The sequence below is a fragment of the Pseudomonas sp. UBA6276 genome (genome assembly GCF_002438365.1).
In the GTDB taxonomy this organism is placed as follows: Bacteria; Pseudomonadota; Gammaproteobacteria; order Pseudomonadales; family Pseudomonadaceae; genus Aquipseudomonas; species Aquipseudomonas coleopterorum.
Genome location: NZ_DJUS01000100.1, coordinates 18980 through 33136, shown reverse-complemented (window position 1 = coordinate 33136; position 14157 = coordinate 18980). Strand labels below are relative to the sequence as shown.

Sequence of the window (14157 nt, the reverse complement as noted above, 5' to 3'; positions counted from 1 at the left end):
CCAGGGCCAGGTTGGCCGCGGTCGTCGACTTGCCGACCCCGCCCTTGCCCGAGGCCACGGCCACCACGTTCTTGACGTTGGCCAGGCCGGGAATCTGCGCCTGCGCCTTGTGCGCCTGGACCACGCAATCGATCTGCACGCGGGCACGGTAGACGCCGGCGATGTTTTCGACGGCGGTCTGCAACACCTGGGCCCAGCCGTTCTTGAACAGGCCGGCGGCGTACCCCAGTTGCAGGCGCACCTGCACCTGCCCGCCGTCGATATCGATGGCCTGCACACAGCCGGCGCTGACCGGATCCTGGTTCAGGTAAGGGTCGGTGTACTGGCGAAGGACGGCTTCCACCGCTGCGCGATTCACGGTGCTCATGGCTACTCCCGATCAAAGACTGAGCAAAACAGGCGGCTATCCTAACGCGTCTGCCCGGGCACCGGCAGATTGGATTTGCGCGCGCGCCGGCAGGCCGTCCACGGCATCGGTGCCCGGCGCCCAGATTATTCAGCATACCTTTGGCCCTGCGCCCCCCAATCCGTTAGAATCAGCGCCTTTTCAAAAGCGGGAGACAGGCAGCATGGCGCAGCAGTATCTACCGGGGCAACGCTGGATCAGCGACAGCGAAGCGGAACTCGGCCTGGGCACCGTCCTGGCCCAGGACGGTCGCTTGCTCACCGTGCTCTACCCGGCCACCGGCGAAACCCGCCAGTACGCATTGCGCAATGCCCCATTGACGCGCGTGCGTTTTTCCCCGGGCGACGTGATCACCCACTTCGAAGGTTGGAAACTGACCGTGCGCGAAGTCGACGACGCCGACGGCCTGCTGGTCTACCACGGCCTGAATGCGCAGAACGAGCAATGCACGCTGCCTGAAACCCAGCTGTCCAACTTCATCCAGTTCCGCCTGGCCAGCGACCGCCTGTTCGCTGGGCAGATCGATCCGCTGCCGTGGTTCTCGCTGCGCTACAACACGCTGGAACACACCAGCAAGCAGTTGCAGTCCTCGCTCTGGGGCCTGGGCGGCGTGCGTGCGCAACCCATCGCGCACCAGTTGCACATCGCTCGCGAGGTGGCCGATCGGATCGCCCCGCGTGTACTGCTGGCCGACGAAGTGGGCCTGGGCAAAACCATCGAAGCCGGCCTGGTGATTCACCGCCAGCTGCTGTCTGGCCGCGCCAGCCGCGTGCTGATCCTGGTGCCGGAAAACCTCCAGCACCAATGGCTGGTGGAAATGCGTCGACGCTTCAACCTGCAGGTGGCGCTGTTCGATGCCGAGCGCTTCATCGAGAGCGATGCCAGCAACCCGTTCGAAGATGCGCAACTGGCGCTGGTCTCGCTGGAATGGCTGACCGAAGACGAGAAGGCCCAGGATGCGCTGTTCGCCGCTGGCTGGGACCTCCTGGTGGTCGACGAGGCGCACCACCTGGTGTGGCACGAGGAAAAGGCCAGCCCGCAGTACTCCCTGGTCGAGCAATTGGCCGAGGTCATTCCCGGGGTGCTGCTGCTCACCGCTACCCCCGAGCAATTGGGCCAGGACAGCCATTTCGCCCGCCTGCGCCTGCTCGATCCGAACCGCTTCCACGACCTGGCCGCCTTCCGCGCCGAAAGCGAGAACTACCGCCCGGTCGCCGAGGCCGTGCAGGAGCTGCTGGACAAGGGTCGGCTATCGACCACCGCGCAGCAGACCATCCATGGTCTGCTTGGCGCTGATGGCGACACCCTGGTCGCGGCGGTCAATGCCGGCGACGAGGAAGCCGGCCCGCGCCTGATCCGTGAACTGCTCGATCGCCACGGCACCGGGCGCGTGCTGTTCCGCAACACCCGTGCGGCGGTGCAGGGCTTTCCCGAGCGCAAGCTGCACCCCTACCCGCTGCCGAGCCCGGACCAATACCTGGAACTGCCCCTGGGCGAACACGCCGATCTGTACCCGGAAGTCAGCTTCCAGGCCCAGGCCGAGGACGCAGAAGCCGAGCGCTGGTGGCGTTTCGATCCACGGGTTGAATGGCTGATCGACACCCTCAAGATGCTCAAGCGCACCAAGGTGCTGGTCATCTGCGCCCATGCCGAAACCGCGATGGACCTGGAAGACGCCCTGCGCGTGCGCTCCGGCACCCTGGCCACGGTCTTCCACGAAGGCATGAGCATTCTGGAACGGGACCGTGCGGCGGCCTACTTCGCCGACGAGGAATTCGGCGCACAAGTCCTGATCTGCTCGGAAATCGGCAGCGAGGGGCGCAACTTCCAGTTCGCCCACCACCTGGTGCTGTTCGACCTGCCTGCGCACCCCGACCTGCTGGAGCAGCGCATCGGTCGTCTCGACCGGATTGGCCAGAAGCACATCATCGAGCTGCACGTGCCGTACCTGGAAAACAGTCCGCAGGAGCGTCTGTTCCAGTGGTACCACGGTGCGCTCAATGCCTTCCTCAACACCTGCCCGACCGGCAACGCGCTGCAGCATCAATTCGGTCCGCGCTTGCTGCCGATGCTGGAAAACGCCGACGACGGTGAATGGCAAGCGTTGATCGACGAAGCCCGCGGCTGTCGCGAAGCGCTGGAAAGCGAGCTGCACACCGGGCGTGACCGGCTGCTGGAGCTCAACTCCGGCGGCGACGGTGAAGGTCAGGCACTGGTGGCGGCGATCGAGGAGCAGGACGACCAATTCGCCCTGCCGATCTACATGGAAACCCTCTTCGACGCCTTCGGCATCGACAGCGAGGACCATTCGGACAACGCGCTCATCCTGCGCCCCAGCGAAAAGATGCTGGACGCCAGCTTCCCGCTGGGCGACGACGAAGGCGTGACCATCACCTACGACCGCGANNCCCATGGTGCAGGGCGGCATGGACCTGGTGCTGGCGGGCTCCATGGGCAACACCGCCGTGGCGCTGATCAAGAACAAGGCGCTCAAGCCTGGCACCGTGCTGCTGGAGCTGCTCTACGTGAGCGAAGTGGTGGCACCGCGCTCGCTGCAGCTGGGGCGTTACCTGCCGCCGGCTGCCCTGCGCTGCCTGCTCGACACCAATGGCAACGACCTGGCGTCGCGCGTCTCGTTCGAAACCCTCAACGACCAGCTCGAAAGCGTGCCCAAGGCCAGCGCCAACAAGTTCATCCAGGCCCAGCGCGATGTGCTGGCACCGCGTATCACTGCCGGTGAAAGCAAGATCGCGCCGCGTCATGCCGAACGCGTGGCCCAGGCACAACATCGTCTGGCCGCCGAGACGGATGAAGAACTGGCGCGCCTGACCGCTCTGCAGGCAGTCAATCCAACCGTGCGTGACAGTGAACTGGTCGCCCTGCGCAAGCAGCGTGAGGAAGGCTTGGCGATGCTCGAGAAGGCCGCCCTGCGCCTGGAAGCGATCCGGGTTCTGGTAGCAGGCTGATCCAGCACTTGCCTCGCAGGCCCAAGCCTGCGAGGCAAGGCGTTACGGTTTCACCCCACCTGTTACTGAGCGTGTCGCTCGCTCACTCTTACGCCCTGCGCTTGTCTCGCCATCGGATGCAGCGCCGAACAGCCCCCGCCAATAATGATTCAGTGCCGCACCAGTACGGTGCAGCTTTTACTGCGACGCCCTTTCCTGGATCACCACCCAGGGCGAAACCACCACCGCCCATAGCGTCGGATCGCGCTCGCAGAAATCCAGAGCCCGCGGCGCAGACAGCTTCTCGACCTGCCCATCGGCCAGCCATTGAGCTACCAACGCGTGTGCGTCTTCAGCCAACGCTTGCGCCACCGTGATCAAATCCAGCGCAGGATCGACCCACAACAGGGCACCCTTGGCGAAAAAGGGCTGCAGCGCCTGCCATTCAATAATTGCAGTCTCGCCCAGCAGCTTGGCATAGAGGGTGCTAGCGTTTTCAGTCATGGGTTTTACCGTCAGGAAAAAAATCGGCGCCATGATAGCCGTCCGAATCACCTGGAAAAACCCGGTTGCAATATACAGCTTCGAGTTTTGCCCTTGTAATCGGGGCTTTATGGCGCTGTCACCCGCCGAAATGTACTCGAATCTGTAACTTTATGTCGATTTAGCGACAACCGATCGATTTCGCTGCAAACGCCAGCTTTCCAACGGATAAAGCGGCGCTCTACACTGTACCGGTACAGTTGTCGGGTGCAGATTCGGATGTCGTCTGTCATGTCTCGCCGAGGGGGTAAAGCGGTGGGGATGGCCAAGATTCGGTCCGTCGCCTGTTCGGCCAGGACTATAAAAAATACAACGCAAAAAGGGAGCACTAATGAATAAGCAGATTTCCAAACTGTTTGCCGCTCTGGTTCTGGCCGGCGTCGCCAGCCACTCGATGGCGGCCGACACCATCAAGATCGGTATCGCCGGTCCCAAGACCGGTCCGGTCGCCGAATACGGCGTGATGCAGTTCAACGGCGCGAAGATGGCCATCGAGCAGATCAACGCCAAAGGCGGCGTCGACGGCAAGAAACTCGAAGCGGTCGAATACGACGATGCCTGCGATCCGAAGCAAGCCGTTGCGGTCGCCAACAAAGTGGTCAACGACGGCGTCAAGTTCGTCGTCGGGCACCTGTGCTCCAGCTCCGCCCAGCCTGCCTCCGACGTCTACGAAGACGAAGGCATCATCATGGTCACCCCGGCGGCCACCAGCCCCGAGCTCACCGCACGTGGCTACAAGCTGGTCTTCCGTACCATCGGCCTGGACAGTGCCCAGGGCCCTGCCGCCGGCAACTACATCGCCGACGTGGTCAAGCCCAAGACCGTGGCCGTGATCCACGACAAGCAGCAGTACGGCGAAGGCATTGCCAGCGCGGTCAAGACCACCCTGGAAGGCAAAGGCGTCAAGGTCGCCGTGTTCGAAGGCATCAATGCCGGTGACAAGGACTTCTCCTCGCTGATCGCCAAGCTCAAGCNNACTACGGCGGCTACCACCCGGAACTGGGCCAGATCCTGCGCCAGTCCAAGGAAAAAGGCCTGAACGCCAAGTTCATGGGCCCTGAAGGCGTGGGTAACGACTCGATTTCGCAGATCGCCGGCGAAGCCTCCGAAGGCCTGTTGGTCACCCTGCCCAAATCCTTCGACAAGGACCCGACCAACGTCGCTCTGACCAAGGCCTTCCAGGACAAGAAACAGGATCCTAGCGGTCCGTTCGTCTACCCGTCCTACTCGGCTGTGCAAGTGATTGCCGACGGCATCACCGCCGCCAAGAGCGAAGACACCGACAAGGTGGCTGCGGCCATTCACGCCGGTACCTTCAAGACGCCAATGGGTGAGCTGAGCTACGACACCAAGGGCGACCTGAAGAACTTCCAGTTCGTGGTCTACGAGTGGCACTTCGGCAAGCCGAAGACCGAAGCCGCCCAGTAAGCCTGGCAACACCCCCACAAAGCCCACTGCACCGCAGTGGGCTTTGTTTTACGAGTGACGGGTACAGCCGGTGCAATCCACCGACTGGCCCCCTGAAAATCTTGAAACCGTGACCAGCGGTTCACCTGCCCTGCCCGGCAACACTGCGCCAAGGAGAGCGCTCGGACATGGCCGGAGAAATGCGAACAGGTTTTTAGGAGCGCGGTAAATGCCTGAACTATTCCACTACATGCAGCAGTTGGTGAATGGCCTGACCATCGGCAGCACCTATGCATTGATCGCCATCGGCTACACGATNNTCATCGGCATGATCAACTTCGCCCATGGCGAGGTGTACATGATCGGTTCGTATGTCACCTTCATTGTCCTGGCGGGCCTGGCCATGCTGGGCATCCACAGTCTTCCGATCCTGATGATCGCCGGCTTCGCCGCCGCCATCCTGGTCACCAGCGCCTACGGCTACAGCATCGAACGAGTCGCCTATCGGCCGCTGCGCAACAGCAACCGGTTGATCCCGCTGATCTCGGCGATCGGCATGTCGATCTTCCTGCAGAACTCGGTGCAGCTGTCCCAGGGCTCGGGCAACTTCGCCATTCCCAACCTGCTTCCCGGCAGCCTGACCTTCGGCCCCGGTGGCGCCGAGGAAGTGCAGATTTCCTACATGCAGATCCTGGTGTTCATGGTGACGCTGGCCGCGATGTACGGCCTGACCCTGTTCATTTCCCGCTCGCGCATGGGCCGCGCCTGTCGCGCCTGCGCCGAGGACATGAAGATGGCCAACCTGCTGGGCATCAATACCAACGCGATCATCGCCCTGACCTTCGTCATCGGCGCGGCACTGGCGGCCGTCGCAGCGGTGCTGCTGAGCATGCAATACGGGGTGATCAACCCCAGCGCCGGCTTCCTGGTCGGGCTCAAGGCCTTCACCGCTGCGGTCCTGGGCGGCATCGGCAGCATTCCAGGTGCCATGCTCGGCGGCCTGGTTCTGGGCGTGGCCGAAGCCTTCGGCGCGGATATCTTCGGTGACCAGTACAAGGACGTCGTTTCGTTCGGCCTGCTGGTCCTGGTTCTATTGTTCCGGCCGACCGGCATTCTGGGCCGCCCGGAGGTTGAGAAAGTATGAGCAAGTCTCTTCGATCCGCGCTCTTCAGCGCGGCACTGGTGTGGGCCGTGGCCTACCCGGTACTGGGCCTGAAACTGGCCTTCTCCGGTGTCACCCTGGTCGTGCAGAACGCCAGCACCGGCACCCTGCTGATCATCGCCGGCTGTTCGGTGCTGATGTTCCTGCGGGTGCTGTTCGCCGAACGCATCGGCAGCCTGCGCCGCGATTCGAGCCGCCCGTTGATACCGGCCAAGGCCTCGAACTTCCTGACCCTGCCCAGCACTCAGCGCTGGGCCATCCTGGCCCTGGTGGTGCTGGCGTTCATCTGGCCGTTCTTCGGCTCACGCGGCGCGGTCGACATCGCGACCCTGATCCTGATCTACGTCATGCTCGGCCTGGGGCTGAACATCGTGGTCGGTCTGGCGGGCCTGCTCGACCTGGGCTACGTCGGCTTCTACGCGGTCGGCGCCTATGGCTACGCCCTGCTGTCGCACTATTTCGGCCTGAGCTTCTGGGAATGCCTGCCGCTGGCAGGCCTGCTGGCGGCCACCTTCGGCTTCCTGCTGGGCTTCCCGGTGCTGCGTCTGCGCGGTGACTACCTGGCTATCGTGACGCTGGGCTTCGGCGAAATCATCCGGATCTTCCTGCGCAACCTCACCGACATCACCGGTGGCCCGAACGGCATCAGCAACATCGAGAAACCGACGTTGTTCGGCCTGACGTTCGAACGCCGCGCCGCCGAGGGCAGCCAGACCTTCCACCAGTTCTTCGGTCTGGAATACAGCCCGATCAGCAAGGTCATCTTCCTCTACCTGATCGCCCTGCTGATGGCCCTGGCCGCGCTGTTCGTCATCAATCGCCTGTTGCGCATGCCCATTGGCCGCGCCTGGGAAGCCTTGCGCGAAGACGAGATCGCCTGCCGCGCGCTGGGCCTGAACCCGACCGTGATCAAGCTTTCCGCGTTCACCCTGGGCGCAGCCTTCGCAGGCTTTGCCGGCAGCTTCTTCGCCGCGCGCCAAGGCCTGGTTACCCCGGAGTCGTTCACCTTCATCGAGTCGGCGATCATTCTTGCCATCGTCGTGTTGGGTGGCATGGGTTCGCAGCTGGGGGTGATCCTTGCCGCCATCGTGATGATCCTGCTGCCTGAGTTAATGCGTGAGTTCAGCGACTACCGCATGTTGATGTTCGGCGCCCTGATGGTGCTGATGATGATCTGGCGTCCGCAAGGCTTGCTTCCGATGCAGCGTCCCCACCTGGAGCTGCGCAAATGAGCCAGAACATTCTGCAAGTCACTGACCTGAGCATGCGCTTCGGCGGCCTGCTGGCGGTCAACGGTGTGGCCCTGAGCGTGAAGGAAAAGCAGGTGGTGGCCCTGATCGGCCCCAACGGCGCCGGCAAGACCACGGTGTTCAACTGCCTGACCGGTTTCTACAAGCCCAGCGGCGGAACCATCTTGCTCGATGGCCAGCCGATCCAGGGTCTGCCAGGCCATCAGATCGCCCGCAAGGGCGTGGTGCGCACCTTCCAGAACGTACGCCTGTTCAAGGAAATGACCGCGCTGGAGAATCTGCTGATCGCCCAGCATCGGCACTTGAACACCAATTTCTTCGCCGGTCTGTTCAAGACGCCGAACTTTCGCAAGAGCGAAAGGGACGCCATGGAGTACGCCGAATACTGGCTGGAAAAGGTCAACCTCAAGGAGTTCGCCAATCGCACTGCGGGGACGCTCGCCTATGGCCAGCAACGCCGCCTGGAAATCGCTCGCTGCATGATGACGCGACCGCGCATGCTGATGCTCGACGAGCCTGCAGCCGGCCTCAACCCGCGTGAAACCGATGACCTGAAGGCCCTGATCGGCGTTCTGCGTGAAGAACACAACGCCACCGTGCTGCTGATCGAGCATGACATGAAGCTGGTGATGAGCATTTCCGACCACATCGTCGTGATCAACCAGGGCACCCCCCTGGCCGATGGCACGCCCGAACAGATCCGTGACAATCCTGACGTCATCAAAGCCTACCTGGGGGAAGCGTAAATGCTGCAGTTCGAAAACGTTTCCACCTTCTACGGCAAGATCCAGGCGCTGCACGGGGTCAACGTGGAGGTCCGCCAGGGCGAGATCGTCACGCTGATCGGCGCCAACGGCGCGGGCAAGTCGACCCTGCTGATGACCCTCTGCGGCGCGCCAAGGGCGCACTCGGGGAGCATTCGCTACATGGGCGAAGAGCTGGTGGGCAAGGAATCGGCGGAAATCATGCGCAAGAGCATTGCCGTGGTGCCCGAGGGCCGACGGGTGTTCGCGCGCCTGACCGTCGAGGAAAACCTGGCCATGGGCGGGTTCTTCACCGACAAGGGTGATTATCAGGAACAGATGGACAAGGTCCTGGCGTTGTTCCCGCGGCTCAAGGAGCGCTTCAGCCAGCGCGGCGGCACCATGTCCGGCGGTGAACAGCAGATGCTGGCCATCGGTCGCGCGCTGATGAGCAAACCCAAGCTGCTACTGCTCGACGAACCCTCGCTGGGCCTGGCGCCGATCATCATCCAGCAGATCTTCGACATCATCGAACAGCTGCGACGCGACGGCGTGACCGTGTTTCTGGTGGAGCAGAACGCCAACCAGGCCCTGAAGATCGCCGACCGCGCCTATGTGCTGGAAAACGGCCGAGTGGTCATGCAGGGCAGCGGCGAAGCCCTGCTGACCGATCCAAAGGTGCGCGAGGCCTATCTGGGCGGTTGAGTGGGCCGCCAGGCTCATACATGGGAGTTGACGCTCCGCTACCCGTAGGAGCGGTCTGCGGCCGCGAAGGCATCACCGCGGCTCGACTGACAGACCGCGGTAGGGCCTTCGCGGCCGTGGACCGCTCCTACGGTAGACCGTGAAATGGCGTGAGCGGCGTAGCCCAATCCCCATGAACACGCTTTTCACGCCCCCTGTGCTACCGTGCCCTCTATTGTTCAGGAGACCCACGATGCACCTGCCCCGCTCCCTTGCCATGCTCGTCCTGCTGCCGCTGCTCGCCAGTTGCCAATCCTTCTTCAACCGCGCACCTGACGCGCCCTCCACCGCCGGTCTGACGCGCATGCAAGGCGCGCTGCAAGGTGACAACGGCCGGCTGTTCTTCCAGCCCTGCGGCGATCCGCGCCGCTACGCGGTCATCGACAGCAACGATACCGGCGTGCTGCAGGAAGCTTCGCAGCTGGCGGGCAATCGCCCTGTGGTCTACGCCGACCTGCGCGGGCGTTTCGATGCCAGCACCAATGGCGGCACCGATGGCCAGTTGCGCCTGCATCAACTGTATCGACTCGACCGCTCGCTGGCCGCGTGCAAGGATCCTGACTTCAAACTGTCCAGCCTGAGCGCCGGTGGCGAGTCCCCGCGCTGGCAGGTCAGGGTCACGGGCCAGGGCATGGTCGTGGACCGTGAAGGTCAGCCCCCCCTCGCGTTGCCCTATGTCGAAGAACAGGTCGGCGGCGGTCGCTTCAACCTGTCCACCGAAGCCAACAACCAGCGCATCGAGCTGTGGGTGGCTCCCCAGCGCTGTGTCGATTCCCGCAACAACGGTGTGCAGTTCCTCTCCGCCGAACTGCGCGTGAACGGGGAGGTACAGCGTGGCTGCGCTACCTTCGGCGGAGCGCGCAACCAGTAACCCGCACCGTCCGGCGTTTTTTACCTGACGTCGGGCGGCGCATCGCGTTTATAATGCCGGGTTCTGTTATGCCCCCGGGGCGCGCCCGGATTTTTGGACCTGTCATGCTACGAATCACCGAACTCAAGTTGCCCCTGGACCACTCCGACGACGCCCTGCGCCCTGCCATCGTGCAGCGCCTGGGCATCGCCGACGCCGACCTGCTGGACTTCACCCTGTTCAAGCGCAGCTACGATGCGCGCAAGAAGAACAGCGAACTGCAGTTCATCTACACCATCGATCTGCAGGTGAACGGCGAAGCCGGCGTGCTCGAGCGCTTCATCGATGACCACAACGTCAACGTGGCTCCGGATGTCAGCTACAAGGTCGTCGGGCATGCACCGCAGGACTATGCCCAGCGTCCCCTGGTGGTAGGTTTCGGACCTTGCGGGATCTTTGCCGCCCTGCTGCTGGCCCAGATGGGCTTCAAGCCCATCGTGCTCGAGCGTGGCAAGGAGGTGCGTCAGCGCACCAAGGACACCTGGGGCCTGTGGCGCAAGAACGTGCTCAACGCCGAATCCAACGTACAGTTCGGCGAGGGTGGCGCCGGTACCTTCTCCGACGGCAAGCTCTACAGCCAGATCAAGGACCCGTACCACCACGGGCGCAAGGTCCTGCACGAGTTCGTCAAGGCCGGCGCGCCCGAGGAAATCCTCTACGTCAGCAAGCCGCACATCGGGACGTTTCGCCTGACCGGCATGGTCGAGAACATGCGCCAGCAGATCATCGCCCTGGGCGGCGAGATCCGTTTCGAGCAAAAGGTCACCGATCTTTTGATCGATGGCGAGCGTCTGCAGGGTGTAGTCCTGGAAAGCGGCGAGCAGCTGCATTCCAATCACGTGATCATGGCTCTGGGGCACAGCGCCCGCGACACCTTCCGCATGCTGCACGCGCGCAACGTGTTCATGGAAGCCAAGCCTTTTTCCATCGGTTTCCGTATCGAGCATCCGCAAGGCATCATCGACCGGGCGCGGCTAGGCAAATACGCCGGGCATCCGAAGCTGGGCGCGGCTGACTACAAGCTGGTGCACCACGCCAAGAATGGCCGGTCGGTCTACAGCTTCTGCATGTGCCCTGGCGGTACCGTGGTGGCGGCGACGTCCGAACCGGGTCGCGTGGTCACCAACGGCATGAGCCAGTACTCGCGCAACGAGCGTAATGCCAACTCCGGTATCGTTGTAGGCATCACACCCGAGCAGGATTATCCAGGCGGCCCGCTGGCCGGGATCGAGCTGCAGGAGCAGCTCGAATCCACTGCGTATCTGCTGGGCGGCAGCAACTACCAGGCGCCCGCACAGCTGCTGGGCGACTTCGTTGCCGGCAAGCCGTCCACCGCACTGGGCAGCGTCGAGCCTTCCTACAAGCCCGGCGTCACCTTGGGCGACCTGGCGCTGTCGTTGCCGGACTTCGCGATCGAAGCGATCCGCGAAGCGCTGCCGGCCTTCGAGCGCCAGATCAGAGGCTTCTCGATGCACGACGCCGTACTGACCGGTATCGAGACCCGTACGTCCTCGCCGCTGCGCATCACCCGCGGCGTCGACTACCAGAGCCTCAATCTCAAAGGCCTGTTTCCAGCCGGTGAAGGCGCAGGCTATGCCGGCGGCATTCTCTCCGCAGGTGTCGACGGCGTACGCATCGCCGAAGCCGTGGCCCGCGACATCCTTGGCCTGCAGCCGGCCTAGAGGGCCGATTCGCAAGCATGAAAAAACCGGCCGAGGCCGGTTTTTTCATGACAGGGTTCGCTTAGTGAGCGACGCGGCTGGTGCCGTCTACCGTCATGATGCGGACACGTTCGCCAACGCGGAAAATCTCGTTCTCCTGCACGGCCTGAACGTAGGCACGCATGCTGCCGTCATCCTCGCGCACAGTGATTTCCACGCCTTGGGTACGGGTGAAACCTTCCTCGGTCGCCGAACCCAACAGGCCACCGGCCACGGCGCCGATCACGGCCGCGACGATGCTGCCACGGCCACCGCCTACCGCGCTGCCGGCGACACCACCGACCACCGCGCCAGCACCGCCGCCGATTGGCGTCTTGGTGCCTTCGATCTTGACCGGACGCAGCGACTCGATGGTGCCCATGCGCACGGTTTGCACGCGGCGCGCTTCATCGCGCGAATAGGAGTCGCCCGACAGATTGGAGGCGCATCCGCCCAGCAACAGGGACATCGTGGTGAAGCAGGCAACTAACAGAACTGACTTGCGCATTTTGGCAGGACTCCATGGGACATGTGCTCATTAGACGCCGCAGGGCAACGGCTGTCACGACACGGTCTATAAAAATTTAAGTCATGTTGGCGTCAGACGGGGCTGATGCAGGCCAGGATGCTCGACCGGCCACTGAACGTCTGGACAACGTTCAGTGGCAAAAGGTCAGAGCAGGGTCAGGGCGCCAGGCGTTCGCGGATCCACGAACCGGCGTCGAGGCGGTAGTTCAGACGGTCGTGCAGGCGACTGGGTCGCCCCTGCCAGAACTCGATGCGATCAGGAACCAGACGGTAGCCGCCCCAGTGCGCCGGGCACTGCGGTTCGGTACCGCTGAAACGCTGCTCTGTCGCTTCAAGCAACGCTTCCAGTTCGCCACGATCGGCAATGACTTGGCTCTGCGGCGACGCCCAGGCACCCAGACGACTGCCCAGCGGGCGGACCTGGTAATAGGCGTCGGACTGGGCCGCACTCACCTTGCTCACCCTCCCCTCAATGCGGACCTGCCGCTCGAGGGCAGGCCAGAAAAAAGTCATGGCCGCGAACGGCCGCTCCGCAAGTTGCTGGCCCTTGGCGCTGTCGTAGTTGCTGAAGAAGGTAAAACCCTGTTCATCCAGGCCCTTGAGCAGCAACACGCGGCAGTGCGGGCGACCGTCGGCATCGACGGTCGCCAGCGTCATCGCGTTGGCTTCCACCGGCGCCTGTTCGGTGTTGACCGCATCGCCGAACCACTGGCGAAACAGGCTGAACGGCTCGGACGGCGCCTGGGCCTCGTCCAGGCCATCGCGGGTGTAGCTACGGCGCATATCGGCCAGGGCTTGCGTCATGGCATCGATCCTTGCATCAGTGCGCCTTGGCCTGGTCGTTGTTCACGGCTTTCTTGGCGACCGCTTTCTTGGCCTCGGTTTTCTTGGCAGCCGGTGCAGCTTTCTTGGCCACGGCGGGCTTGGCTGCGGTCTTCTTGGCGGTTGCAGCCTTGGCTGGCGCCTTGGCGGCTGGCTTGGCAACCGGCGCTGGCACAGCCTTGACGTCCTGGGTCGCCAGCATTTCAGCGGCGGTGAAGGTCGGCTGGTTGTACTTGGCCAGCAGCGCCAGCATGGTGTTCTGCGGGGTCAGGAGAATTTCCACGCGGCGGTTCAGCGACCGGCCTTCGACGCTGTCGTTGGCGGCGCGCGGCATGACCGAGCCCATGCCACGCAACGTCAGGCGGTCACGCTGCAGACCGCTGAGACGGAAGATCGAGGCGATCGACTGCGCGCGTTCCTGACTCAGTTTCTGGTTCAACGGCGCGGCACCACTGGTGTCGGCGTGGCCCAGAATCAGGACGGCGGTCTTGTGGTCGGCATCGATGGCCTTGGCCACACGGGTGATCGGGCCGAGGCTGATCGGCAGCAACATCGAAGGGCGGTCCGGGTTGAACGAAGAGTCGACCGGCGCGGTAATCACCAACAGGTCTTCGCGACGCTCGAGCTCGAACTTGCTGTCCTTGATGGCTTCGCGCAGCTTCGGCTCATAGGCGTCGAGCCAGGCCTGGGTAACCTTGGGATCAACCTTGGGCACTTCGGCGACCTTGGCCTGAGCAGGCGTGCTGCTGGCACCGAATGGCCACCACCAGCGGCTTTCGCTGTCGGACTTGGAGTCGGCCTTGGCCACCTTTTCGTTGATGGCCTGCTCGACGTCCTTGTCAGCCGTCTTGCTGGCGACTGCGTCACGGCCAAATGGCCACCAGCTATGCCCGCCCTGGGCCGAGGAATCCTGGGGAGTTTGAGCACAACCGGTAGCGGCCAGGCACAAGGCAAACGCGATGGATTTATTCGGTGACATGGTGGTTCCACAAGGTGT

11 protein-coding genes and 2 pseudogenes are annotated in these 14157 nt (G+C 63.3%); 8 read left to right on the top strand and 5 right to left on the bottom strand.

Annotated features, from left to right (window positions below; all coding sequences use genetic code 11):
• Window positions 1-367 (bottom strand): iron-sulfur cluster assembly protein (locus B2V21_RS11405; protein ID WP_414708388.1); only part of this gene is annotated, 367 nt, incomplete at its 3' end.
• 202 nt (window positions 368-569) lie between these two features.
• On the opposite strand from B2V21_RS11405, the pseudogene rapA reads away from it, so the two are divergent.
• A pseudogene (gene rapA / locus B2V21_RS11400) lies at window positions 570-3372 on the top strand (RNA polymerase-associated protein RapA).
• Window positions 3373-3549: 177 nt separating this feature from the next.
• Here rapA and B2V21_RS11395 read toward each other — a convergent pair.
• Window positions 3550-3855, bottom strand: a complete 306-nt coding sequence (locus B2V21_RS11395; protein WP_049862369.1) for a DUF2288 domain-containing protein — start codon at window positions 3853-3855, stop codon at window positions 3550-3552.
• 370 nt (window positions 3856-4225) lie between these two features.
• On the opposite strand from B2V21_RS11395, the pseudogene B2V21_RS11390 reads away from it, so the two are divergent.
• The 7 genes and pseudogenes from B2V21_RS11390 (at window position 4226) to B2V21_RS11360 (ending at window position 11792) form a co-directional block, all read left to right on the top strand.
• Window positions 4226-5322: pseudogene (locus B2V21_RS11390) on the top strand (branched-chain amino acid ABC transporter substrate-binding protein).
• Between the two features lie 208 nt (window positions 5323-5530).
• A complete protein-coding gene (gene livH, locus B2V21_RS11385) occupies window positions 5531-6445 on the top strand; it encodes a high-affinity branched-chain amino acid ABC transporter permease LivH (RefSeq protein ID WP_286916900.1) in 915 nt (304 codons plus the stop codon).
• Window positions 6442-7695: a high-affinity branched-chain amino acid ABC transporter permease LivM gene (locus B2V21_RS11380; protein WP_286916899.1), complete on the top strand. Its 1254-nt coding sequence runs from the start codon at window positions 6442-6444 to the stop codon at window positions 7693-7695. Before livH ends, B2V21_RS11380 begins: the two co-directional genes overlap by 4 nt.
• Entirely contained in the window at window positions 7692-8459 is a 768-nt protein-coding gene (gene livG, locus B2V21_RS11375; RefSeq protein ID WP_049862198.1) for a high-affinity branched-chain amino acid ABC transporter ATP-binding protein LivG, read from the top strand. Before B2V21_RS11380 ends, livG begins: the two co-directional genes overlap by 4 nt.
• Window positions 8460-9161 (top strand): ABC transporter ATP-binding protein, encoded by a 702-nt coding sequence (locus B2V21_RS11370; RefSeq protein WP_049862199.1) that lies wholly within the window; start codon window positions 8460-8462, stop codon window positions 9159-9161.
• Window positions 9162-9393: 232 nt separating this feature from the next.
• Window positions 9394-10071, top strand: a complete 678-nt coding sequence (locus B2V21_RS11365; protein WP_286916898.1) for a hypothetical protein — start codon at window positions 9394-9396, stop codon at window positions 10069-10071.
• Between the two features lie 104 nt (window positions 10072-10175).
• Complete coding sequence (locus B2V21_RS11360) at window positions 10176-11792, top strand: NAD(P)/FAD-dependent oxidoreductase (RefSeq protein ID WP_286916897.1); 1617 nt, start codon at window positions 10176-10178, stop codon at window positions 11790-11792.
• A gap of 61 nt (window positions 11793-11853) precedes the next feature.
• Here the strand turns inward: B2V21_RS11360 and B2V21_RS11355 are convergent, their stop codons facing one another.
• From B2V21_RS11355 to B2V21_RS11345, 3 genes are all read right to left on the bottom strand, one after another.
• Window positions 11854-12318 carry a glycine zipper 2TM domain-containing protein gene (locus B2V21_RS11355; protein WP_049862202.1) on the bottom strand — a complete coding sequence of 155 codons (465 nt, stop codon included), beginning with the start codon at window positions 12316-12318 and terminating at the stop codon, window positions 11854-11856.
• A 176-nt stretch (window positions 12319-12494) separates the two neighbouring features.
• On the bottom strand, window positions 12495-13142 hold the full coding sequence (pdxH, locus tag B2V21_RS11350; RefSeq protein WP_286916896.1) for a pyridoxamine 5'-phosphate oxidase: 648 nt from the start codon (window positions 13140-13142) through the stop codon (window positions 12495-12497).
• 16 nt (window positions 13143-13158) lie between these two features.
• A complete protein-coding gene (locus B2V21_RS11345) occupies window positions 13159-14139 on the bottom strand; it encodes an OmpA family protein (protein ID WP_192068895.1) in 981 nt (326 codons plus the stop codon).
• Between the last annotated feature and the right edge of the window lie 18 nt (window positions 14140-14157).

Excerpts from the sequence above, each read along its gene's own strand:
- B2V21_RS11395 (WP_049862369.1), bottom strand. The coding sequence starts at position 3,855 with ATGACTGAAAACGCTAGCACCCTCTATGCCAAGCTGCTGGGCGAGACT.
- B2V21_RS11380 (WP_286916899.1), top strand. The coding sequence starts at position 6,442 with ATGAGCAAGTCTCTTCGATCCGCGCTCTTCAGCGCGGCACTGGTGTGG.
- livG (WP_049862198.1), top strand. The coding sequence starts at position 7,692 with ATGAGCCAGAACATTCTGCAAGTCACTGACCTGAGCATGCGCTTCGGC.
- B2V21_RS11370 (WP_049862199.1), top strand. The coding sequence starts at position 8,460 with ATGCTGCAGTTCGAAAACGTTTCCACCTTCTACGGCAAGATCCAGGCG.
- B2V21_RS11365 (WP_286916898.1), top strand. The coding sequence starts at position 9,394 with ATGCACCTGCCCCGCTCCCTTGCCATGCTCGTCCTGCTGCCGCTGCTC.
- B2V21_RS11360 (WP_286916897.1), top strand. The coding sequence starts at position 10,176 with ATGCTACGAATCACCGAACTCAAGTTGCCCCTGGACCACTCCGACGAC.
- B2V21_RS11355 (WP_049862202.1), bottom strand. The coding sequence starts at position 12,318 with ATGCGCAAGTCAGTTCTGTTAGTTGCCTGCTTCACCACGATGTCCCTG.
- pdxH (WP_286916896.1), bottom strand. The coding sequence starts at position 13,142 with ATGACGCAAGCCCTGGCCGATATGCGCCGTAGCTACACCCGCGATGGC.
- B2V21_RS11345 (WP_192068895.1), bottom strand. The coding sequence starts at position 14,139 with ATGTCACCGAATAAATCCATCGCGTTTGCCTTGTGCCTGGCCGCTACC.